This is a genomic window from Nonlabens sp. Hel1_33_55 (assembly GCF_900101765.1).
Lineage (GTDB): Bacteria > Bacteroidota > Bacteroidia > Flavobacteriales > Flavobacteriaceae > Nonlabens.
Map to the genome: position 1 here is coordinate 1,002,343 of NZ_LT627735.1, position 21,866 is coordinate 1,024,208.

At 40.0% G+C, this 21,866-nt stretch carries 23 protein-coding genes; 12 read left to right on the forward strand and 11 right to left on the reverse strand.

The genetic code is table 11. The features are described 5' to 3' along the window. Positions 1-2: 2 nt before the first annotated feature. The 6 genes from BLO34_RS04355 to BLO34_RS04380 form a co-directional block, all read right to left on the reverse strand. Entirely contained in the window at positions 3-782 is a 780-nt protein-coding gene (locus tag BLO34_RS04355; RefSeq protein ID WP_090752939.1) for an SDR family NAD(P)-dependent oxidoreductase, read from the reverse strand. Next, the gene (locus BLO34_RS04360; protein WP_090752940.1) at positions 776-1,831 is read right to left on the reverse strand and encodes a type III polyketide synthase; all 1,056 of its coding nucleotides are present in this window, start codon (positions 1,829-1,831) and stop codon (positions 776-778) included. The genes BLO34_RS04355 and BLO34_RS04360 overlap by 7 nt, the downstream gene beginning before the upstream one ends. Beyond that, positions 1,815-2,531, reverse strand: coding sequence for a methyltransferase domain-containing protein (locus tag BLO34_RS04365; protein ID WP_231959560.1), 717 nt, complete (start codon positions 2,529-2,531; stop codon positions 1,815-1,817). Before BLO34_RS04365 ends, BLO34_RS04360 begins: the two co-directional genes overlap by 17 nt. After that, on the reverse strand, positions 2,528-3,643 hold the full coding sequence (locus tag BLO34_RS04370) for an NAD(P)/FAD-dependent oxidoreductase (protein ID WP_090752942.1): 1,116 nt from the start codon (positions 3,641-3,643) through the stop codon (positions 2,528-2,530). Before BLO34_RS04370 ends, BLO34_RS04365 begins: the two co-directional genes overlap by 4 nt. A 46-nt stretch (positions 3,644-3,689) precedes the next feature. Further along, positions 3,690-3,911, reverse strand: coding sequence for a hypothetical protein (locus BLO34_RS04375; protein ID WP_090752943.1), 222 nt, complete (start codon positions 3,909-3,911; stop codon positions 3,690-3,692). 73 nt (positions 3,912-3,984) lie between these two features. After that, positions 3,985-5,973, reverse strand: a complete 1,989-nt coding sequence (locus tag BLO34_RS04380; RefSeq protein ID WP_090752945.1) for a thiamine pyrophosphate-dependent enzyme — start codon at positions 5,971-5,973, stop codon at positions 3,985-3,987. Positions 5,974-6,129: 156 nt separating this feature from the next. Here BLO34_RS04380 and BLO34_RS04385 point away from each other — a divergent pair, with 156 nt between their 5' ends. Continuing rightward, on the forward strand, positions 6,130-7,080 hold the full coding sequence (locus BLO34_RS04385; protein WP_090752946.1) for an isopenicillin N synthase family dioxygenase: 951 nt from the start codon (positions 6,130-6,132) through the stop codon (positions 7,078-7,080). A 100-nt stretch (positions 7,081-7,180) separates the two neighbouring features. On the opposite strand, the gene BLO34_RS04390 is transcribed toward BLO34_RS04385, so the two are convergent. Further along, entirely contained in the window at positions 7,181-8,428 is a 1,248-nt protein-coding gene (locus BLO34_RS04390; RefSeq protein WP_090752948.1) for an FAD-dependent oxidoreductase, read from the reverse strand. A gap of 98 nt (positions 8,429-8,526) precedes the next feature. On the opposite strand from BLO34_RS04390, the gene BLO34_RS04395 reads away from it, so the two are divergent. Then, entirely contained in the window at positions 8,527-9,450 is a 924-nt protein-coding gene (locus tag BLO34_RS04395; protein ID WP_090752949.1) for a mechanosensitive ion channel family protein, read from the forward strand. Further along, positions 9,443-9,745 (forward strand): DUF3817 domain-containing protein, encoded by a 303-nt coding sequence (locus tag BLO34_RS04400; protein ID WP_090752951.1) that lies wholly within the window; start codon positions 9,443-9,445, stop codon positions 9,743-9,745. Before BLO34_RS04395 ends, BLO34_RS04400 begins: the two co-directional genes overlap by 8 nt. Before the next feature lie 238 nt (positions 9,746-9,983). On the opposite strand, the gene BLO34_RS04405 is transcribed toward BLO34_RS04400, so the two are convergent. Further along, positions 9,984-10,388: an acyl-CoA thioesterase gene (locus BLO34_RS04405; RefSeq protein WP_090752952.1), complete on the reverse strand. Its 405-nt coding sequence runs from the start codon at positions 10,386-10,388 to the stop codon at positions 9,984-9,986. A 78-nt stretch (positions 10,389-10,466) separates the two neighbouring features. Here BLO34_RS04405 and BLO34_RS04410 point away from each other — a divergent pair, with 78 nt between their 5' ends. The 3 genes from BLO34_RS04410 (at position 10,467) to BLO34_RS04420 (ending at position 13,280) form a co-directional block, all read left to right on the forward strand. Beyond that, positions 10,467-11,279 carry a TrmH family RNA methyltransferase gene (locus BLO34_RS04410; RefSeq protein ID WP_090756439.1) on the forward strand — a complete coding sequence of 271 codons (813 nt, stop codon included), beginning with the start codon at positions 10,467-10,469 and terminating at the stop codon, positions 11,277-11,279. 68 nt (positions 11,280-11,347) lie between these two features. Continuing rightward, positions 11,348-12,580: a M48 family metallopeptidase gene (locus tag BLO34_RS04415; RefSeq protein WP_090752954.1), complete on the forward strand. Its 1,233-nt coding sequence runs from the start codon at positions 11,348-11,350 to the stop codon at positions 12,578-12,580. A gap of 142 nt (positions 12,581-12,722) precedes the next feature. Beyond that, positions 12,723-13,280 (forward strand): helix-turn-helix domain-containing protein, encoded by a 558-nt coding sequence (locus tag BLO34_RS04420; protein WP_090752956.1) that lies wholly within the window; start codon positions 12,723-12,725, stop codon positions 13,278-13,280. Between the two features lie 39 nt (positions 13,281-13,319). Here BLO34_RS04420 and BLO34_RS04425 read toward each other — a convergent pair whose 3' ends face one another. Further along, positions 13,320-14,126, reverse strand: coding sequence for a DUF4294 domain-containing protein (locus BLO34_RS04425; RefSeq protein WP_090752957.1), 807 nt, complete (start codon positions 14,124-14,126; stop codon positions 13,320-13,322). A 100-nt stretch (positions 14,127-14,226) separates the two neighbouring features. On the opposite strand from BLO34_RS04425, the gene BLO34_RS04430 reads away from it, so the two are divergent. The 6 genes from BLO34_RS04430 (at position 14,227) to BLO34_RS04450 (ending at position 19,657) form a co-directional block, all read left to right on the forward strand. Continuing rightward, positions 14,227-15,336, forward strand: a complete 1,110-nt coding sequence (locus BLO34_RS04430) for a M42 family metallopeptidase (RefSeq protein ID WP_090752959.1) — start codon at positions 14,227-14,229, stop codon at positions 15,334-15,336. Between the two features lie 94 nt (positions 15,337-15,430). Continuing rightward, a complete protein-coding gene (locus BLO34_RS14820) occupies positions 15,431-15,691 on the forward strand; it encodes a CBU_0592 family membrane protein (protein ID WP_090752960.1) in 261 nt (86 codons plus the stop codon). A gap of 9 nt (positions 15,692-15,700) precedes the next feature. After that, entirely contained in the window at positions 15,701-16,966 is a 1,266-nt protein-coding gene (locus BLO34_RS04440) for an MFS transporter (protein ID WP_090752962.1), read from the forward strand. A gap of 95 nt (positions 16,967-17,061) precedes the next feature. Continuing rightward, entirely contained in the window at positions 17,062-17,202 is a 141-nt protein-coding gene (locus BLO34_RS14545) for a DUF6364 family protein (RefSeq protein WP_157686672.1), read from the forward strand. Between the two features lie 64 nt (positions 17,203-17,266). Then, complete coding sequence (locus tag BLO34_RS04445) at positions 17,267-19,099, forward strand: ABC transporter ATP-binding protein (RefSeq protein WP_090752964.1); 1,833 nt, start codon at positions 17,267-17,269, stop codon at positions 19,097-19,099. A 6-nt stretch (positions 19,100-19,105) separates the two neighbouring features. Further along, complete coding sequence (locus BLO34_RS04450; protein WP_090752965.1) at positions 19,106-19,657, forward strand: hypothetical protein; 552 nt, start codon at positions 19,106-19,108, stop codon at positions 19,655-19,657. On the opposite strand, the gene BLO34_RS04455 is transcribed toward BLO34_RS04450, so the two are convergent. Beyond that, the gene (locus BLO34_RS04455; protein WP_090752967.1) at positions 19,654-20,613 is read right to left on the reverse strand and encodes a phosphoribosylaminoimidazolesuccinocarboxamide synthase; all 960 of its coding nucleotides are present in this window, start codon (positions 20,611-20,613) and stop codon (positions 19,654-19,656) included. The genes BLO34_RS04450 and BLO34_RS04455 overlap by 4 nt on opposite strands. 156 nt (positions 20,614-20,769) lie before the next feature. Continuing rightward, entirely contained in the window at positions 20,770-21,720 is a 951-nt protein-coding gene (locus tag BLO34_RS04465) for a PhoH family protein (protein WP_090752970.1), read from the reverse strand. Positions 21,721-21,866 lie beyond the last annotated feature (146 nt).

The window sequence follows — 21,866 nt, forward strand, 5'->3', positions numbered from 1 at the left end:
GTTTAAGTTAAAGATTCGCCACCATCCACCTTGATCACATTACTATTGATGAATGAGGCTTCTGGGCGACACATTAGATAAACAACATTTGCCACATCCTCCGGCAAAGTCATCCTTTTCATGGGATTTCTGCTTAAGCTATTTGCCTTCAATTCCTCATACATGGGAATACGCTGTAGGCTCTCTGTATCTGTGACTCCAGCCTGAATGCAGTTTGCTGTTATTCCTAATGAAGCATATTCTAGCGCCATGTTTCTTGTAATGGCTTCTAGCGTAGCTTTTGCAGCACTTACTGCTGCATATCCTTTCATAGGTTTATGATTTCCTTCACTTGTAAAGCTCAAGAACCGCGCTGGATTATCTATCAAATTGTGCTCAATCAGTTGTTGAGTCCAGCTGTAATAATTGATTCCCATGGAATGGATGGTCTGCGCAAAATCTGCTGGTACGAGTGGTTGTTCTCCTGTTAACGGCTTCAAATTTCCTTTGGAAATACTGTGTAGAAACAGGAATAATTTCTGACCATCTAAATAGGATTTGACACTTTCAATTAATTCTGGAATTTTCAAATCATTGGTAGCATCTGCATTAATAAATAGGTGATCGCTGGAGTTTTCTAACTCATCAAATCGCTGATTAATAACATCTTGCTGAGCGCGACCTGAACGATAGATGATGATAAGTTTCATGCCGTGTTGAGCACACTTTATAGCTGTAGCATAACCTAAACCACTACTACCACCCAAGATTAATCCATACTTATTATCGAGATCCTTTACCATTCCAGCAATATTCTCTGTGCAGTGAAACCAGGTCCAAAACTGAGCATCAGTCCATACTCTCCAATAACCATGTCTGGTCTATTCATAAATCGCTCCAATACAAAAAGAACGGTTGCACTACTCATGTTTCCATAAAGTCGTAACACTTCTTTTGTATCGTCAATGTTTTTCCCAAGATCGTTGAACAAAGCCTCAACGGTTTGCACAATTTTCTTACCACCTGGATGAAAAATCAAGTGATTAATATCATCGATTTTTAAATCAAATTTCTTCAAAAACGGATGTATAATAGCTGGAAAATGAGAAGCTATGGTTTCAGGCACCTCTTTGTCTAGCACCATTTGTAAACCACTATTGACAAGATCAAACCCCATCATTCTGGTAGCATCTGGAAAGTGATACATTTCATGACCTTTGATCGTAGGACCGGTAGCATCTTCACAAGAAGAAAGTAGCACACAGGCACAACCATCTCCAAAAATCGCTGCGCTCACCATATTTGCCATGGAGAAATCATCGAGCTGAAAAGTCGCCGTAGGCGCCTCAACTGCTATAACGGCGGCTTTTTTATTAGGATTAGCACGTAAAAAATTATCGGCATAAATTAAACCTGATATTCCGGCCACGCAACCCATTTCCGTTACTGGTAATCTTACAATATCCTGACGCATGTCCAACTGATTAATCAAATAAGCATCAATCGACGGTATCATAATTCCCGTACAACTCACGGTGATGATATAGTCTAGATCCTGCGCTTTCCAGTCTGCTTTTTCAAGTGCTTTTTCGACAGCAGTTTTGGCTAGTGGAACAACTTCACGTTTGTAGATCTGATTGCGATCCTCAAACGAAGTTTTTGTAAATACCTCAATAGGATCCATAATGGAATAGCGCTTGTCAACAGCGGCACCTTCAAAAATCTTGATGGTTTTACGCCGCAGGCGTTCATCTTGATCTGCTAACCAATTCTCTACAAACGGCAAGATCTCTGCGGTTTCCTTATAATATTTTGGGGTTACCGTAGCAACAGTTTTAATTTTTACGCTCATGTGATGGTAGGATCCATATATAACGGAACGACCACTTCCATTTCAACCGGTCATTATTTAATTCAAGCGCTCGTGCGTATCTATTGAAATCTGCACGTCTAAAACCTGAAGCAATCGAGATGAGTCCATCGTGGATGGAAATCTCATTACGTATAAAAATAGGGCTTAAAAACTTAAAGAAACCATAAGCTATAGGATGCCTGTGCAAGTCGTTTATAATGACGGCTTTGTCTGCCATCTCCATAAATCGCCTTAAAAAATCAAGAATCACATCTTCGTCAAAATGGTGCAACGTCAATGTTACAAGAACAATATCGCATTTCAATTCTCGTAAGGGCGTTTTGAAAATATCGCTTTCGCGAAAGCGAACTCCTTCCAATCCTCTACTCTTTTCACTAGCTTTTTCAATAGAACGACTACTCAAATCAATCCCAGTGAGTTCTAGATCGTGATCAGGTAACTCTTTCTTCAAATACCGAAGCATCGCACCATCACTGCAACCTACATCGATAATTCTGTATCTCTTTTGAGGGTTTTGATTGATGATGTTTAGAATGGCCTTTTTGGTAAAACCATAGCCGCCTAGATAGGTATTACATTTATTGATATCTGCAACAGCTGTATCCAACACTTGTGGATCTAGCGCAGGATCATCCATCCATTCAGGATCTGTATTGCGTTTGCTGTAGTTAAACTTCAAGGCTGGACAGATTTTCCATGGGTTTTTCTAATAATAACGGGTAGTAGGAAAGGCATTCTAGAAATCAATTGGTACATCACTCTTGTCCATCGTTTGTGAATCAATATTTTCTGTATCCAACTACCGTATCTCATTCTCGATTTGAACGCTTTGTTCCATTCCTTGGTATAGGATTGAATCATAGTCGGCCGGTCTGTTTTTCCTTGCAAAAATCTAGATACTTGTTTAGTTGCTAGATGGGCGCTGTGAATTGCCATTGCCATACCATTACCACATAGCGGATGAATCAATCCAGCGCTATCGCCTATGAATAAAAAATCGGTATTGTTGATCTGTTTAGATCCAAATGCAATTTGAGAAATCGCAATAGGCTTTTCCCACAAAGGTTTTGCGGCAGCAAAAAATTGCTGCAGTTTTATATTTTGACATAAAACCTCACGCTGAAACGCATCGATATCCTTGTATTTTTTAAAAGATTCATAACTAGTCAAATAGCAAAGGTTTACAGCACCAGTTTCTAGTCTTGATAAACCTGCATAACCACCTTCAAAATTGTGAAGCTCTACCTTATCATCAGGCATGTCATACTCATAATGCATTTTGACTGCCAGCCATTCTGATTTGGTTTTTATAAAATCACGACCCAACTTTTTATCAAGTAAGGAACGTTTGCCTGTTGCCAAAATAACTTGTTTGCAAGTAAAGGAGTTGTTCGCGGTAGTTACCGTTTGGATATTGTTGTTAGACTTAAGATCTACCACTCTATCTTTAACAAACTCACATCGTTTGAGGGCTTCTTGATAAAGCGCGTTATCTAAATGATATCTGGATATACCAAAGCCTCCAAGAGGTAATTGGGCAGATATAGTACTGTCTTCAAGTGTGCTGATCTCAAACTGAGAAATGCATACTGAAGTTAGATTTTTTAAATTGATGTTTTGATTTGTTAGAAGTTCTTGAACTTCTGCACTTAGGTATTCTCCACACATTTTGTGACGTGGATAGTCATCTGTATCAATGACCAAAACCTTATAATGATGGGATAATGTAACGGCAGCAAAGAGTCCTGAAAGACCGCCGCCGCCTATAATAATATCGTAGCTAGCACTCACATCTCAAAGATAGATGTGCTTTGGTAATTCGTAGAATGAGAAATTGTTAAGATTGAATTTCTTCTCTTTCCTCGTTTGAATAGTATTTACGCTGTATTAATTTGAGAATCAAATAAATAACTAGAAGGCTTGCAAAAAGTCCTAATAACAATCTTCCTGTCCTTCCCAAAGTCCCTTCACTAGGACCAAAGAAAACTAAAATAGAAAAGAGAATCGTCAGGAACCAAAGGACATATCTAAAATTGTCCGCTTCATCCATGAATTTCATAATCGTTGAGTTTGGTTTAGTATAGTTTGTAAGGGGAATTAATTCAAATTTAGATAAATTTTAGAAAGTAAGATTAGTACTCCAACAAAGATTTAATAGAATTTTGTATCTTTTTAACAGGTAGATAATTTGATTCCAAGTCCTTATGAAAAGGAATAGGTGTATCAATACTTCCCAATCGCATAACTGGAGCGTCAAGATATTTAAAGCAAACTTCTCCTATCATTGCAGCAATATCGCTACAAACGCTTCCTGTAAGATTATCTTCAGAGATCAATAAAACGCGTCCCGTTTTTTGGACGCTCTTTGTAATACAATCCTTATCAAGAGGTGATAACGTTCTCAAATCAATAAGGTCAAAAACGTTATTATACTCCTCGATTAACGGCAATACCCAGTTTACAGCGGCACCATAAGCTATTACCGTTGCTTGATTTCCCTCACAAATCAGGTTTGCCTTACCTAGTTCGATTTCATAATCCTCTATGGGAACTTCTCCATAAACAGATCGATACAGCGCTTTGTGTTCAAAATACAATACAGGATTGGGATCATTTATAGATGCTAACAAAAGTCCTTTAGCATCGGCTGGGTTTGAGGGATAAACTATTTTCAAACCTGGTATCGTATAAAACCAGGATTCGTTAGTCTGAGAATGAAATGGTCCAGCTCCTACTCCTGCGCCGCAGGGCATTCTAATGACCACATCGGCATTCTGATTCCAGCGATAATATGATTTTGCCAAGTAATTCACGATTGGATTGAAGCCGCTGCTCACAAAATCTGCAAACTGCATTTCTACCACCGCTTTCATTCCAGCAATGGATAATCCCATAGCAACCTCTACAATGGCACTTTCACAGATAGGTGTGTTGCGCACTCGATCTGCGCCAAATTCCTCTAAAAATCCTTCGGTTATTTTGAAAACGCCACCATAGTCTGCGATATCCTGTCCCATGATGACAAGATCTTCATGTTGTCGCATGGCAGATTTCAAACCGTAATGAATGGCATCCACAAACCTAATATTTTCGGTTTCTCCTTTAGGAACTGTGATGTTTTGCACTGCTGGTTGGTAGACATCTGCCAGTTCTTGCTCGATGTTTGTATTGGGTTCCGCTTTCGCGAAAGCGATACCTAAACCATCTTCAATACTAACCTTGATCTCATCACTCCATTCAGAAATCTCTGCAGGTTTGATCCATTGCTTTTCCAGAAGTTCGTGCTCGAGTAAATGCAATGGGTCTCGCTGTTCCCAATGTTCCATGAGCTCATCTGGGACATATTTGGTACCACTGGCTTCTTCATGTCCTCGTCTTCTAAAAGTCTTGAATTCAATCAACACCGGCCGTGGATTCCTTCTCATCTCTTCCAGAATCTGAGTCGTTTTTTGGTAAACTTCTATGATGTTGTTCCCATCGATGATATGCGATTCCATACCATAGCCAGCACCACGATCGGCTAGATTTTCACAGCGATATTGCTCTGAGGTTGGTGTACTTAATCCATAACCATTGTTTTCAATACAGAACAAGACTGGCAAATCCCAGACGCTAGCCACATTGAGTGCCTCGTGAAAATCACCTTCACTGGTGCCACCTTCACCGGTAAAAACAACGGTTGCTCTTTTGGTTTGATTGAGTTTTTGAGCTAGTGCAATTCCATCTGCGACACCCAATTGCGGGCCCAAATGAGAAATCATTCCTATGATTTTATAATCTTGAGTCCCAAAATGGAAACTACGATCTCGTCCCTTGGTAAAACCTTCCGTCTTGCCTTGCCACTGCGCAAATAACTTCCACAGCGGAATGTTTCTAGATGTAAAAACGCCCAGATTTCTGTGCATGGGCAAAATGTACTCTTCAGACTGCATTGCCATGGTCACACCTACAGCTATGGCTTCTTGACCTATACCAGAGAACCATTTTGAAATCCTGCCCTGTCGCAATAAGATGAGCATCTTCTCTTCCACCAATCTAGGTAACAGCATACCCTTATACAGAGCGATCGTGGTTTCCTTAGAAATATCATTCAAGTTTAGTTGCGTATTATCTGTAGTCATTTGAGTAAGAAGATCTGCTCAAATGTAAAATTTATAACGAATGAATCCATCAAATTCATAGGACATAATTTTACTTCACACCAAAGATTAGTATCTTTATGCTACTAGGATTAGGGCTATTTAGTAACCGTAAGATCCTTTTAATAAATAGAGAAAATGACAAATATACCCAGCGTAGATCTCGCCGATTTCCTAAGCGATGATCCAGAGAGAAAAAAGAAATTTATTGATGAAATTGGAAAGGCCTATGAGGAAATAGGTTTTGTGGCGCTTAAGAACCACTTCCTTTCTGACGAATTAGTTGAAAAATTATATACTCAGGTAGAAAAATTCTTCCAGCTACCTGTGGAGACAAAAGAATCGTATGAGCGCCCAGAATTAGGCGGTCAGCGTGGTTATGTATCTTTTGGAAAGGAACATGCCAAAGGAAAAAAAGAAGGTGACTTGAAAGAATTCTGGCATTTTGGGCAAGTGCCTAGCGATGATGCAGATCTAACCGAAACCTATCCGGACAACGTCAAGGTGAAAGAACTTCCAGAATTTAATGACACTGGAATGGAGGCTTACAGAATGCTTGAAAAAACAGGGATTTATGTTTTGAGAGCACTTGCATTACATATTGGTTTACAGGAAAACTACTTTGACCATTGGGCAAGTAATGGTAATTCCATTTTAAGACCTATTCACTATCCACCTATTACAAGCGAGCCTGATAATGCGGTAAGAGCTGGAGCGCATGGCGATATCAATTTAATTACTTTATTGATGGGTGCCAGTGCACCAGGATTACAGGTACAACGCCGTGATGGCGAGTGGCTGGATGCTATTGCACAAGAAGATGAACTGGTTATTAATGTAGGTGATATGTTGCAGAGACATACCAACAATAAACTACGATCAACAATTCACAGAGTTGTGAATCCGCCACGTGATCAGTGGCATACGCATCGTTATTCTATTCCTTTTTTCTTGCATCCACGTAGTGATATGAAACTGGACTGTTTAGATGAATGTGTTGATGAAGATCACCCAAAACAATATGAAGACATCACCGCAGGTGATTTCTTGCATCAGCGATTGGTGGAAATAGGATTGATAAAAAAATAACTATTCAACCGTGAGTTCATGAGTTCAAATAAAAAAATCCAGAGTAGCATGATTGCTTTCTCTGGATTTTTTATTTCTTATATTCTCTATTCTCTAAATACTATCCAACAACCACTTTACCTTCAATTTTATCGATTACAGCCTGAGCGGCTGCTTTACCGTTTAACATCGCCGCGTTGAGTGAACCATTACTTAACTGATCGCCTGCAAGATATACGTTTTCAGTTAGTTGAGTTTCGGTTGGATTCATTGAGTAATTAATATTTTTCAGGTCTGGCAAGGCTTTTTTGATGATTTTGGAATGTATCATTTCACCTAAACCAATATCGCAATGCTCTTTCATTTCCATGCGCACACGGTCTGATAACTCAGTGATTTTATAATCGTATTCTTTGACAACAGATACACTTACTACTTTTTCATGACCTTCAAAAACATCCTGTAAAAAATGAAAGTTATTACACAAGGTATTCTCTGCACTAACTAAACCGATGATTGGTTTTTTGAAACCACTATTGGCAGTGTTGAAATATAGAACAGTCACCTCATGCCACTTCATGTTTGATATAGGCAGATTAGGTACAAGTCGGTCAGCCTGTGCGGCGATGATGGAGTAGTCAGATTCCAGTTTTGAACCGTCAGCCATTGTAATTTGTGAACCTGCCACTCTAGAAACCGATTGATCTAGGTGTATTTGATCTTCTGATACGTGGCTGGCTAGTTGTTTAGGAATCGCTGCGATTCCGTTTTTAGGTAAGGTCGCGCTGCCTTCTGCAAACATTTTAAATACAAATTCAAACATTCGGCTGCTGGTTTGTAACTCGTCTTCCAAGAATATACCGGCGTAGAAAGGTTTGAAGAAATTGGATATCATCTTTTCAGAGAATCCAGCTTCTTGCAGGTAAGAAAGTGTGGTTTGTTCCTTAGCTTCAAATATTTCCTGTAGGGATTTTTGTTTCAGCTTTCGCGAAAGCGTAAATATTTTAAACTTATCTTTTATAGATCCAACCTTAGAAAATGCAACGGTCAACAGGAAACTAGGATCTCTTGTGGGGTCACCAACGGTTGATTTCTTACCATCGCAAAATATGTAGGCACCTGGTGAAAATTTAACCAAATCCAAAGCCTTCAGATCCAAAAATTCCTGAGCTGCTGGGTAAGCATCCAACAGTACCTGAAAGCCATGATCGAGGATCATGTCGTTGAGGAAATCTGTAGCAACACGGCCACCTACATGATTATGAGCTTCATAAATCTGTGCCGTAAAACCTGAATTTTTTAAGTGTATCGCGGCGCAAAGGCCACTGACGCCTGCTCCTATAATGGTAATGGTTGGGGAATTTTGCATGCCACAAAAATAAACCAGCATGGTATACCGCCGCGACTTTTGACTAAGCTTAACATTTATGGCACTATGGCAGCTTATTTTTACATAAATACTCCATCATGCTTTTTTTACAAGCCATTCAATCTCAAACTTTCACTGAACAAATATCTGTCGCTTTAGAAGGTTACTACGATCGTTTTGTTGAATTACTTCCCAGAATAGGTTTAGGGCTTTTGATCGTCATCTTAGGATTTTTAATTGCTGGAGCCTTGGGGCGTTTTGCTACCAAGCGTGTCAAAATGAAAACGGAAGATCCTCTAATGAGCCGATTCCTAGGTCAAGCCATACGGTTGATTCTCATAGTACTATTTATAGTTCTCGCTCTGGAAGCCGCTGGGTTAGGCAATATTAGTGCAGGAATTTTTGCTACAGCTGGTGCCAGTGCTGTGATTTTAGGTTTTGCTTTTAAGGATATAGGTCAAAATTTCATCGCAGGAGTCATTTTGAGTTTTAATAGGCCGTTTGATATTAATGATACTGTAGAAATAGGTCCTAATTTTGGAAAGGTAAAAGCGCTTGAGTTTAGATACACGAAGCTGAAAACATTTGACGGTAAGGATGTTTATATACCTAACAGTGACGTGATTACACAGCCGGTAACCAACTATACGGAAGATGGGTTTTTCCGTTGGGATTTTATGGTAGGTCTGGATTATGAAGATGACATCAACCTCGCTAAAGCCACGATTCTTAGAACATTAGAAGCAGATCCAAAAGTGGTGACTGATGAGGAACACCAAAGTTACGTAGCCGAGGATGAACTTGCCACAAGTACGGTCAATGTCAAAGTGATGTTTTGGGTAGATACCACAGATTATGGCAGAGTTGCCACACAAACTAAAGGCCGAGTCATAGGTAACGTAAAAATTGCATTGATGAATGAAGGCTTCTACTTACCAGCAGATATTCAGGAAATCAAATTGTATGGTCGCGAGTCTGAACTAAATTTGTCCATGAAAGAAATGAGAAAAGCTGATGATTAAATTTTTTAGATACCTCGCCATTGCAGAAGGTTACTCCTTCTTGCTAATACTTTTTTTAACCATGCCATTGAAATACCTAGGCGGTATAGGTTTGCCCAACAAAATCATAGGAATGGCTCATGGTTTTCTCTTCTTGGGTTATGTGGTTATGGCCATTGTTGTGGCGCAAATCCTGAAATGGAAATTCAAAGACACGATTATTGTGATATTGATGTCTGTAGTGCCATTTGGAACTTTCTGGATGAAGGATAAATACTTGAACAGCCGTGATGAAGCAAGCTTGAAGACTGCGTAACAAGAGCGTGCGCTGCGTGTTCATGAATTCTAAAAGTCAAGATTAGACAATTATAGCAAGGAGTTTAATATTTAATGGCAATTTCTCTTCAACCTAATGTTGTAATGAGGTTTTAATTTTCAAACTTCTCTATTCTCTATTCTCTATTCTCTATTCTCTATTCTCTCTCCATTCTCCGTTGTCATTTTAATTGTTAAATGAATTTTGGATGATAAGGACCAAATTGATCGCTTATAAATCATTCATCAATTCCACGACGCTTCATCCTTTCAGATTGGTATTCGGTTTTAGTTTTGCCGTGCGGTGCTGGCTTACCATCCTCGTCCAGATTGACTAGGACTATTGTTTTGATGGTAATGATCGTTTCATAAGTCATCTTATTGCGCACGACGCAATTCAGGTTGATAGAACTAATACCAAAAGAATTGACCTCCAACCCTATTTCAATAATATCACCTGTTCTTGCACTCGCCTTAAAGTTGATATCACTCATATATTTGGTGACCACTCGGGAATTTTCTAGCTGAATGATGGTATAAAGTGCAGCCTCTTCATCAATCCAGTCCAACAATCTACCACCAAATAAGGTTCCGTTAGGGTTGAGATCTTCTGGTTTGATCCATTTGCGAGTGTGAAAATTCATAGCGTTAGTTTTTCCAAAATTACGCAAACCAACTTTCAACTACATATTGCCTTAACTTTGTTTCAACAACCGCATCCAGTGAAATACATTTCAAGCCCACATAATGCCGTCATACGCCATGCAGAACAGCTGCAACGCAAAAGCAAAACCCGTAGAAAAGAAGGTCTTTTTCTAATTGAAGGAAAGCGTGAAATAGGACTGGCCATCGCAGGAGGTTTTAAATTGGAAAAAATCCTCGTTTGCGGCGATATATTCTACGGCGGAAATGAGTTTACCAGAGAGCAAGTCGTTTCAGATCTTGGTTTAAACGGCGACGAAGAACTTGTAGCGGTATCCATCGAGGTATATGAAAAGCTTGCCTATCGCAGTGGTACGGAAGGATGTATCGCTTTCGCGAAAGCGAAAAAAACAACCATCACTGATCTACTATTATCAGCCAACCCATTAATTCTAATCGCAGAATCACCCGAAAAACCGGGAAACGTAGGCGCATTATTGAGAACCGCAGATGCCGCCGGAATCGACGCTGTAATTATTGTAGATCCTATATCAGATTTGTTCAACCCCAATGTCATACGTTCCAGTGTAGGTTGCATTTTTACAGTGCCAACCGCGACGGCAACAGCCGCGGAATGTGTGAGTTTTTTAAAGAGTAAATCCATTGATTTATATGCAGCGACACTGCAAACCAGCGAGCGATATGATTTGATCGATTTTAAAAAGTCTACGGCCATCGCAGTAGGAACGGAAGCCACAGGTCTGTCCCAAACCTTGCGAGATACCGCAACGGCAAACATCATAATTCCCATGAGCGGTGCGATTGACAGCATGAACGTGAGCGTGAGTGCAGCGATCCTGCTATTTGAAGCAAAACGCCAGCGCGGTTTTTGATAACGAATCGTGTATAACTCTTAGGTTTTTGACAGCATCAAATAGGTTGATCCAGCTACATTTGCAATATGGATGCGCAAACTCTTTTCTTCATCATTATAGGGATTCTAACTTTTGAATTCGTTCTGGAACGCACCTTGAGTTATCTTAATTATACCTGGTATTCCAAACCAATTCCAACAGTGGTAGATGATGTTTATGACGCTGCAGAATATGAGCGCTCGCAGGAATATAAAAAGACCAATTTCAGGTTTGGTACCATATCCTCAAGTGTATCGTTTGTCGCTACCGTATTATTTCTGTTTTTGGATGGCTTTGCCATTGTAGATACATGGGCGCGCTCCATTGCAGATAATGAGATTCTTATCGCTATTGTATTCTTTGGGATCATTGCTATAGCTGGTGAGTTGATCTCGTTACCTTTTTCCTATTTCGGTACTTTTGTGATCGAGGAGCGATTTGGATTTAATAAAACGACCAAAAAAACCTTCATCTTAGATAAGTTGAAAGGCTGGTTGTTGACAGCTCTATTGGGCGGTGGTCTGCTTGCAGTGGTTGTACTTTGCTATCAATGGGCAGGCGATAATTTCTGGTGGTATGTCTGGATTCTTGTTTTCTTGATTTCTGTATTGATGAACATGTTTTATGCACGGCTGTTTGTGCCATTATTCAATAAACAAGTTCCGCTGGAAGAAGGTGAACTCAAGCACAAGATTAGTGCTTATGCAGCAACCGTTGGCTTTCAATTGGATAAGATTTTTGTGATTGATGGCAGCAAGAGATCAACTAAGGCTAATGCGTATTTTAGCGGTTTTGGAAGTGAAAAGCGAGTGACATTATACGACACGCTTATTGAAAAGTTGACTCAGGAAGAAATCGTAGCCGTTCTTGCTCATGAAGTAGGTCACTACAAAAAGAAACACATCATCTATAATTTGATCGCCAGTACATTGACTACAGGCTTGACCTTATGGCTGTTCTCTTTATTCGTAGATAGCGATTTGCTGGCGCAGGCTTTGGGAGTTGGGTCAGCGTCATTTCATATAGGATTGGTAGCCTTTGGGTTGCTCTACGCTCCTATTTCAAGAATTACTGGGCTTGTAATGAGTTCGCTTTCGCGAAAGTTTGAATACCAAGCAGACCATTACGCTGAACAAACCTATGAAGGATTACCTTTAATCAACGCGCTGAAGAAGTTATCCAGTTCAAGCTTGAGTAACCTCACACCACATCCAGCTTATGTGTTTTTCCATTACTCTCATCCTAGCTTACAGCAGCGTATCAAGGTGATGCAGGCATAAATAGAATTAGCAACTTGTCAAAAATTCGCGTATCAAAATAGCCTGACATTTGATGACAAACAGATTTGTCGCACATAAATCATTTTAAAAACGCTTATAATTTTTAGATGATCATTAGCTTTATTTCCGATAAATCTAGAATATGAATTTGATTGCCAAAAGAATTGTAGAGGCTAGGAAGACTAGAGGTCTATCTCAGGAAGAGCTCGCTGAAAAAGCGAATCTGAATCTAAGAACCGTTCAAAGAATTGAAAATTCAGAAAATGAACCTAGAGGAAAAACGCTGAATCTTATCTGTGATGTTTTAGAGATTAATTCTACAGAACTAGTTGAAGGTAAAACGGCTTGGTCTGCAAAAAGGATAGCAAACATCATTGTCACAGGTTTATTTCTAATTGCCCTCAATATGATATTGATGGGAATCATCGGTTATCTTACGTTGGATTCTAATGCAAATTTGAATAGTAGAGTTGGTGGAGTTTTAGTAAGTATTCTTCTACCCTTTTCTATTGTAGTATTTACGAGAAAAATGAGCTCCATAGAACGTGTATTGTATTTCGGTTCTGGGTACGTTGTGTACTTTTTGATGACCGTAATTAAGTTAGGATTTCCCAGAGGATTTGTCGTAGGGCTAATTCCATGTTTACTTATAAGCGTTACCGTGCTTTACTTTGGGAATGCGGTCTTTAAAAAGAAATAAACGTTTTCAAATATGAGCTTGCTTAGTAATTAACAAAGCTTAGCTTTTCTTTCTGCGGTTTTTACGTCGCTCTTTTTTCGCCTTCTTTTCAAGGTATTCCTTGCGGCGTTCTGCACGCTCGGCAAGATTTACCTTATCGTAGTTGGGTGGTAAATTAGATTCAAAGTTTTTCCACAAGTTGCGTCCAGCAAAATAATCGATGGGAATCGCTGGCTCTTGAGGTTCCAGAACATCTCTTTTGAACTGCTGCTGTAAAATATCTTCCACATAAAAATCTTCAACCACAGTCATGGGTTGGTATTCCTCTTTGAGTGAAATGTCAAAAAAACTTGCGGTATTGTTGAACCAGAACGCACTCCAGCCACTACGCAATCGCTTGATCAATTCAAAAGCTGTATCGCCGGTTTGACGGTGAATCAGTTTGATCAGGATCTGACCTTCTGTACGGGTTAGCTTCTTAAGTTCTTCCTTAAATTCGTCCTCAATGTAATTCTCCACCATTTTTGCATAGCGACGCTGGTCACCTTTGTTTTCAATGGTTGCAAGTCTTCTATCCAATTCCGTGAGACGTTCTGCTGCTAGTTTTGCGTATGGCCACACGCGTTTTACCTTGCGTTGTAAAATTAGGTATCGTACACGTTCGTATCGGCTGGTGAATTTGAGATCTTGAATCAGCAATATCTCCTGCAATTCCACAGCACTCACGCTGTCGCCATCTATGTAGTAGTAATCTGCATCTGCGGTCTTGGTGCTGTCAGTAGGTTGTTGTGATGATGGTGTGGTTTGCGCTTTCGCGAAAGCGGAACACATCAAAATCAATATCACAAAATAATGTCTATGGGTCATGCGGTAATGGTGCTAAAAAGCGTTCCAAAGTTAAGAATATACCTCACAAACAAACGGTTTCTAACGACCGATTATTATCTTCACGGGAAAATCCAAAATAATGGCAGACAAGAGTATACTGAACGATAAATCGATGAAATTTCTTGAGAAATATCTCAATACGGCATCGCCTACCGGTTATGAATGGAATGGGCAGCAAGTATGGATGGATTATCTCAAACCTTATGTGGACGAATTTATAACCGATAATTATGGAACTGCGGTTGGAGTTATAAATCCAGATGCTAAATACAAGGTGGTTATTGAAGGCCATGCAGATGAAATTTCTTGGTACGTCAATTATATTACAGATAACGGATTGATCTATGTCGTGCGCAACGGTGGATCTGATCACCAGATCGCACCGTCTAAACGTGTAAACATTCATACGGCCAAAGGAATCGTTATGGGCGTTTTTGGCTGGCCAGCAATTCACACCAGAGACAAATCTGATGAAAAAGCTCCAAAACTTGATAACATCTTTATCGACGTAGGTGCAGAAAATAAAAAAGAAGTACTAGAAATGGGTGTTGATGTAGGTTGCGTCATCACTTACCCAGATACATTCATGGTCTTGAACAAAAACAAGTTTGTTTGTCGTGCTCTTGATAACCGCATGGGCGGATTCATGATTGCAGAGGTCGCTCGTTTGTTGAAGGAGAACAAAAAGGAATTAGATTTTGGCCTTTATGTGACCAATAGTGTTCAAGAAGAAATAGGATTACGTGGTGCAGAAATGATTACCCAAACCATCAAACCTAACGTTGCCATAGTGACTGACGTAACTCACGACACCACTACTCCAATGATCGAGAAGAAAACTAATGGTGATGCTGCGATAGGGAAAGGACCAGTTCTGGCTTATGCACCGGCGATTCAAAATAAGCTGCGCAATATCATCATGGAAACGGCTAATAAAAATAAGATTCCGTTTCAGAGACGTGCCACGAGTCGTTCCACAGGAACTGATACAGATGCTTTTGCCTACAGTAACGGCGGCGTGCCTAGTGCACTGATATCGCTACCATTGCGATACATGCACACCACGGTAGAAATGGTTCACAGAGAAGACGTGGAAAATGTTATCAAAATGATTTATGAAACTCTTTTGGTCTTAAAAGCAGACCAAAGCTTTAGTTACTTTGACAACCGCAGTGAAAAGCTGATTTAATTTCAATTTAAAAGTCAATTCAAAAGCCAGCCAATTTCAATTTGATCTTGCTGGCTTTTTTGCGATTAAATTCCATCATTAATAAAGAACAATTATGTTTTCCTCAACTGACTGGATAGGTACTATAGGAGTATTCTTGATCTTATTAGCTTACTTCCTCACCGTGATCAAAAAGATCAAAACGGAAGACCTTTTGTTCATCCTTCTGAATTTTGTGGGTGCTTCATTAGCTTGTCTCGCATCGATCCTACTCGAATATTGGCCATTTATCATTCTTGAGGCGTGTTGGAGTTTGATATCTTTATATTCGTTGATTCGGTATTTTAATAGAAAAACTGCGACTGCTAACGCTTAATAACCTTCATTGAATTCTAGATTTACAAATTGGCTTAACATCATCCTGCTTATTCTAGCTGGTGAAGCCGTTTTTATTTTGCCTTTTGTATTGCCTAGAATCTTTAGGCCTACGGTGCTGGAAGTTTTTAATTTGACTAATGTGGAATTGGGTGCTCTGTTTTCTACTTATGGGATTGTGGCGTTCTTTTCCTATCTATTTGGTGGTTCCATAGCAGATAAATACCCGCCTAAATATTTGATTAGTGTAGCATTAATGCTTACCGCTGCTGGTGGTCTAGTTCTCGCCTCCTATCCTAGTTTCTGGACCTTGCAATTGCTTTATGGCTACTGGGGTTTTACCACTATATTTCTGTTTTGGGCGGCGATGCTGAAGGCGACAAGAGTCACTGGTGGTGCAAATCGACAAGGTCTGGCTTTTGGATTATTGGATGGTGGACGTGGTTTGGTCGCAGCAGGATTTGGATCACTTGGAATATTTGTGCTGTCTATATTTATGGCAGATAACGTCACACTCGACCCACAAAATCAAGCCGATTCCTTTCAAAAAGTCATCATCGTATTTTCTGCAGTGATTGCATCTGTAGGAATTCTCGTGGCACTACTTCTAAAATCTACCAATCGAGCCGAAAAACTCCAAGTAACTCACTGGAAGGATCTGATCACCAATTTTAAAATAGTTATCAAAATCAGGTCTGTATGGTTATTGATGATCATCATATTATGTGCCTACGTAGGTTATAAAATCACAGATGTTTTCTCACTCTACGCCAATGATGTCATGGGATATGACGAGATTGAGTCGGCTGGTGTTGGAACTTTTATGCTTTATATTCGTCCGTTTGTGGGCGTTGGCGTCGGGTTACTGGCTGATAAGACCAAAACCTCTCTCATGATGATTATCGGGTTTATGCTATCGATTGTGGGATGCATCTTATTTGCCAGCGGCATCATCAATGAAAATCTGGGAACCTTATTTATCGTTTCTATATTGATCACTGCGACTGGAGTTTACGCTTTTAGGACCTTATATTTTGCCGCCATGCAGGAAGGTCATATCCCATTGGTAATGACGGGTACCGCAATCGGTCTTATCTCGCTGGTAGGTTATACTCCAGATATTTTTATGGGACCAGCTATTGGTTATTTTCTTGATGGCTGGCCTGGTGAGTTGGGTCATCAATATGTTTTTGCGATGTGTGCGGCGTTTATGGTTGTCGGACTTTGTGCAGCCATAGTTTTTAATAGAACCACTAAGATTTCTCTAGGGAAGTAGATTTTTAAGTGTTCCGCTTTCGCGAAAGCGGAATATTTCTATCCACACGGTAACATCGGTACCAATTATAAGATTACTTTACAGCAAACATTCTAATGAATAAAAATATAACGCTTGACATTGACGAGAAGGTTGCGATCAAAGCGTTGGACTATGCTGCGGCCAATGACATTAGCCTTTCCAAAATTTTTGAAGCTTATCTAGTGGAGCTGGTAAAGCCTCAAAAAAAGTTTTAAGACATACCCAAGTTAAACCCGGTCCAGGTTTATAAGCGACTCTCTGTAAGGTATCTTTGCGGTTATGGCGCGACCAAAATTACAATCCATTACAGAGAAGAAAAAAACCTCTGTTTTCTCCCTTGATTCACTATCTGCTATTCCGCGGTTTTTTGGTGAAATATGGCGAGTTAGTCCCAAGCTTTTCACGCTCAATTCCATAGCTAGATTGTTGACTGCATTGTCACCAGTCGTGACTTTATGGATTGGGAAAATCATTATCGATGAAATCATCACACAAATCGCACTTGATAAGCAGGATCTAACAAGACTATGGACCTATGTAGGCATCGAGTTAGGTGTGGTCGTTGTAACAGAATTACTTAATCGAGTCGTCTCTTTAACAGATGGTTTAATAGGCGACCTCTACTCCAACGCTTCATCAGAAAAAATCATACGTAAGACCAATGAACTGACTCTGGAACAATTAGAAGATCCTGAGTTTTATGACAAACTGGAACGTGCCAGACAGCAAACCAATGGCCGTGTGAATTTGATGAGTGATGCATTGGGTCAGGTTCAGGCGCTTATCTCCATTGTCTCGCTGATTGCAGCATTGATTTACTTCGAACCTTGGTTGATTGTATTGTTGATTTTGAGCATTATCCCGTCATTTATCAATGAGGCAAAATACAGCTCGCACCGCTACTCGCTGGCACGCAGCTGGACTGCTGAGCGTCGTGAACTGGATTACTTAAGATTTGTTGGAGCGAATAATACCACTGCCAAAGAGGTCAAACTCTTCGGGCTTACTGACTATATCGCACTGCGTTTCAAGAATCTATCTCACAAATACTATAACATCAATAAGAGTCTTTCCATCAAGCAAAGCATTTATGGATCGTTGTTCAATATTCTGGGAACACTATCCTATTACGGCGCCTATTTGTTCATTATCATTGAGGTTATTGCAGGCGTACTTACAATAGGTGAACTCACGTTCCTTTCTGGATCCTTCAATAGATTGCGCAACAACCTGCAGCAATTCTTCTCACGATTCACACGTATTTCAGAAAGCGCTTTGTACTTGAGAGATTACTTTGACTTTCTTGACATACCGCTGGAACAGCATACGGTTGATCCTGTCGGGTTACCTGAAACTATTGAGCGTGGTTTTGAGCTCAAGAATGTACATTTTAGTTATCCTGGTAGTGACAAACCAGTATTAGAAGGCGTAAATTTTCACATCAAAGCAGGTGAAAAGATTGCATTTGTAGGTGAAAATGGCGCGGGAAAAACTACTCTGATCAAGTTGATCCTCAGGTTTTACGAGCCTACCAGTGGTGAAATTTTGCTGGATGGCATCAATATCAATAAATTTTCAAAGGAAGAATATCGAGCGCGATTCGGTGTGATATTTCAGGATTTCTTTAAGTATGAATTTCGCTTACGCGAAAACATAGCCGTTGGAGATATTGCTCAAATTGATAATGACTCCATGATTAATGACGCTGCAGAACGTAGTCTAGCCAGTCAGGTCATCACAGAAATGACTGATGGTATCGACCAGCAGTTAGGCCGCCGTTTTGCCAAAGGTCAAGAACTCAGTGGCGGTCAATGGCAAAAGGTAGCACTCGCAAGAGCCTATATGAAAAATGCAGATATCATGGTGCTGGACGAACCTACCAGCGCTCTAGATGCACAAGCAGAGTTTGACGTATTTGAACGATTCATAGGATTAACCGAAGGAAAAACCAGCATCATCATTTCCCACCGCTTCTCAACCGTTCGTATGGCAGATCGTATTCTCGTACTCAAACATGGAAAGATTGAAGAAATAGGAACTCATGAAGAACTCATGGAAAATCCGCAAACGTATTCTCGATTATTTAATTTACAGGCTGCTGGGTATCAATAGATTTCAATGAAACTATCCTTCAACCACCGATTCAAATTTACCATTCAGGCAATAAAATCAAATGGCGGAGTTCTAGCGATATTATCTCTTTTCGTAATCGTTGGCAGCGTGTTGATCTTTATAGGTTTGCAGACTGAATCAAGCGAAGCCTATTGGTTTTTAATCATTTTTGGAGGTGTATTCATTACGGTCAGCCTTGTGGTTTTCGTAACAACCATGCCATCGAGCTTCCTTCATTATTTTGAAAAGGAACTGATTCAAAAATATGGGAAGTATACTGTGGCAAAAGTCACTAGCAAAGAAAAACAGGACTATAGTTATGACAACTCAAACATATTTGATTCGAGAAAAATCAAAGTAGCAGAATTCCATAACTACATCACTTATGAATTCAGCTCAACAAATAGAGTTTATAATGGGACTGACATCATAGATGATAATGAAATCTTTGAATCCTTAGAGGTAGGTTCCTCTATTCCTGTAAAGTTTTTGTCCATTGATCCCAACCAGTCACAAATAAGAATACGCAAACTTAAAAACGAATTGAAAAGAAACTAGTTTTTCTCCAACCACTCCACAACATTCTCTTCAATCCGATCCAGAATGTTATTGGTATCTGCTTTGTCGAATTCCTCGCCAGTGATTTTCTCGTAGAGCTCAATGTATCGCTCACTAACAGATAAGATGTATTCGTCTGTCATTGTAGGAACTTTTTGACCTTCCAAGCCTTGAAAATCATTGGAGATCAACCACTGTCGTACAAACTCTTTGCTTAATTGTTTTTGGGGCTCTCCTTTTTCCTGGCGTTTCTCATAGCCATCTGCATAAAAATATCTGGAAGAATCTGGTGTGTGGATCTCATCGATTAGAACAATAGTGCCATCTGCAGTTTTGCCAAATTCATATTTGGTATCCACCAAGATCAAACCACGATCTGCAGCGAGTTGCGTTCCTCTTTCAAACAATGCGCGTGTGTATTTTTCAAGAACCTCATAATCTTCTTTGGAAACGATACCGCGAGATAAGATGTTCTCTTTTGAAATATCCTCGTCGTGATCACCCATTTCTGCTTTGGTAGCTGGAGTGATTATAGGTTGTGGGAACTTATCGTTTTCCTTCATACCTTCTGGCATAGGAACGCCGCACAGTTCGCGTTTTCCTGTTTTGTATTCGCGTGCCGCATGACCACTCATGTAGCCACGAATCACCATCTCCACTTTGAAGGGCTCGCAATTATGTCCTATCGCAACATTAGGATCTGGTGTCGCGATCAACCAATTAGGAACAATATCCTCAGTAGCGGCCATCATTTTAGTCGCTATTTGGTTTAATATTTGTCCTTTGAATGGAATGCCTCGCGGCATCACTACATCAAATGCACTTAACCTATCACTAGCGATCATGACAAGCGTGTCATTCTTCAGCGTGTACACCTCACGAACTTTCCCTTTGTAAACAGATTTTTGTCCTGGGAAGTTAAAATTGGTATCAGTTATGGTATCAAATAAGAACATTGTGGTACGTTTTAATCTTAGTGTAAAATTGCAAAATCCCACGTGCAATACAGCAAATGGGATTCTTTTTTATTCAGTAGTTATTGACGATGTTTGGGAAGAGCACGCTTTCGCGAAAGCGAACTCATTTCAACCCTGCTCAACTACCACACTTTTTTAATTGCGATTCTCAATCTCTTTGTAGGCTGCAATCACTTTTTTGACCAGTCTGTGACGCACCACATCGCTGTCGTCTAGATACATCATGCCTACACCTTCAACTTCTTTCAAAATCAAGAGAGCCTCTTTGAGACCAGAAATAGTCCTGCGTGGCAAGTCAATTTGCCCTGGATCACCAGTGATGAAGAATTTTGCATCTTTTCCCATGCGGGTCAGAAACATCTTCATCTGTGCATGTGTGGTGTTTTGGGACTCATCCAAAATCACATAGGCATGATCGAGCGTTCTACCACGCATAAATGCCAGTGGCGCAATCTGAATTGTTCCTTTTTCAATGTATGTCGCAAGTCGCTCAGCAGGTACCATGTCGCGTAAGGCGTCATAGATGGGCTGCATGTAAGGATCCAATTTTTCCTTGAGATCACCTGGTAAAAACCCTAGATTCTCGCCAGCCTCAACTGCCGGACGTGTAATAATAATGCGTTTGACCTCGCGGTTTTTAAGTGCCTGCACAGCAAGTGCAACTCCTATATATGTTTTACCCGTTCCTGCTGGTCCTATGGCAAACACCATGTCATTTTGCTTACAAAGTGCTACCAACTTGCGCTGGTTGGGAGTTTTGGGGCGAATCAAAGCGCCGTTATTTCCATGAACAAGCACGTCGCCAGTTCCTTTTGATTCGTAATTTTCAGTATCATTTGCGGTTAACAAACGTTCAATCACATTTTCATCAATCTTGTTATATTTTGTAAAGTGCTTGAGTAACATTTCAAGCCTCTTGTCAAATTCCGCTAGCTGTTCTTCATCGCCATATACTTTCATGGTGGAACCACGAGCGACGATTTTTAGTTTGGGATAGTGTTGTTTTAAGAAGGCAAGATTCTTGTTCTTGACGCCAAAAAATTCTCTAGGATTTGCGTCTGCAAGGTCGATGACAAGTTCGTTCAAAAGCGGTAAATTAAGTGACTGATTGCGTCTATTATTTTTTAGTTTTGTTCTGGGTAATTCAATGGCTTATGAAATTAGTAAATTCTAGTCTAGACCATCCATTTAGAAGCCAATTTTAATTATTATTTAATCAACAACGACCTACG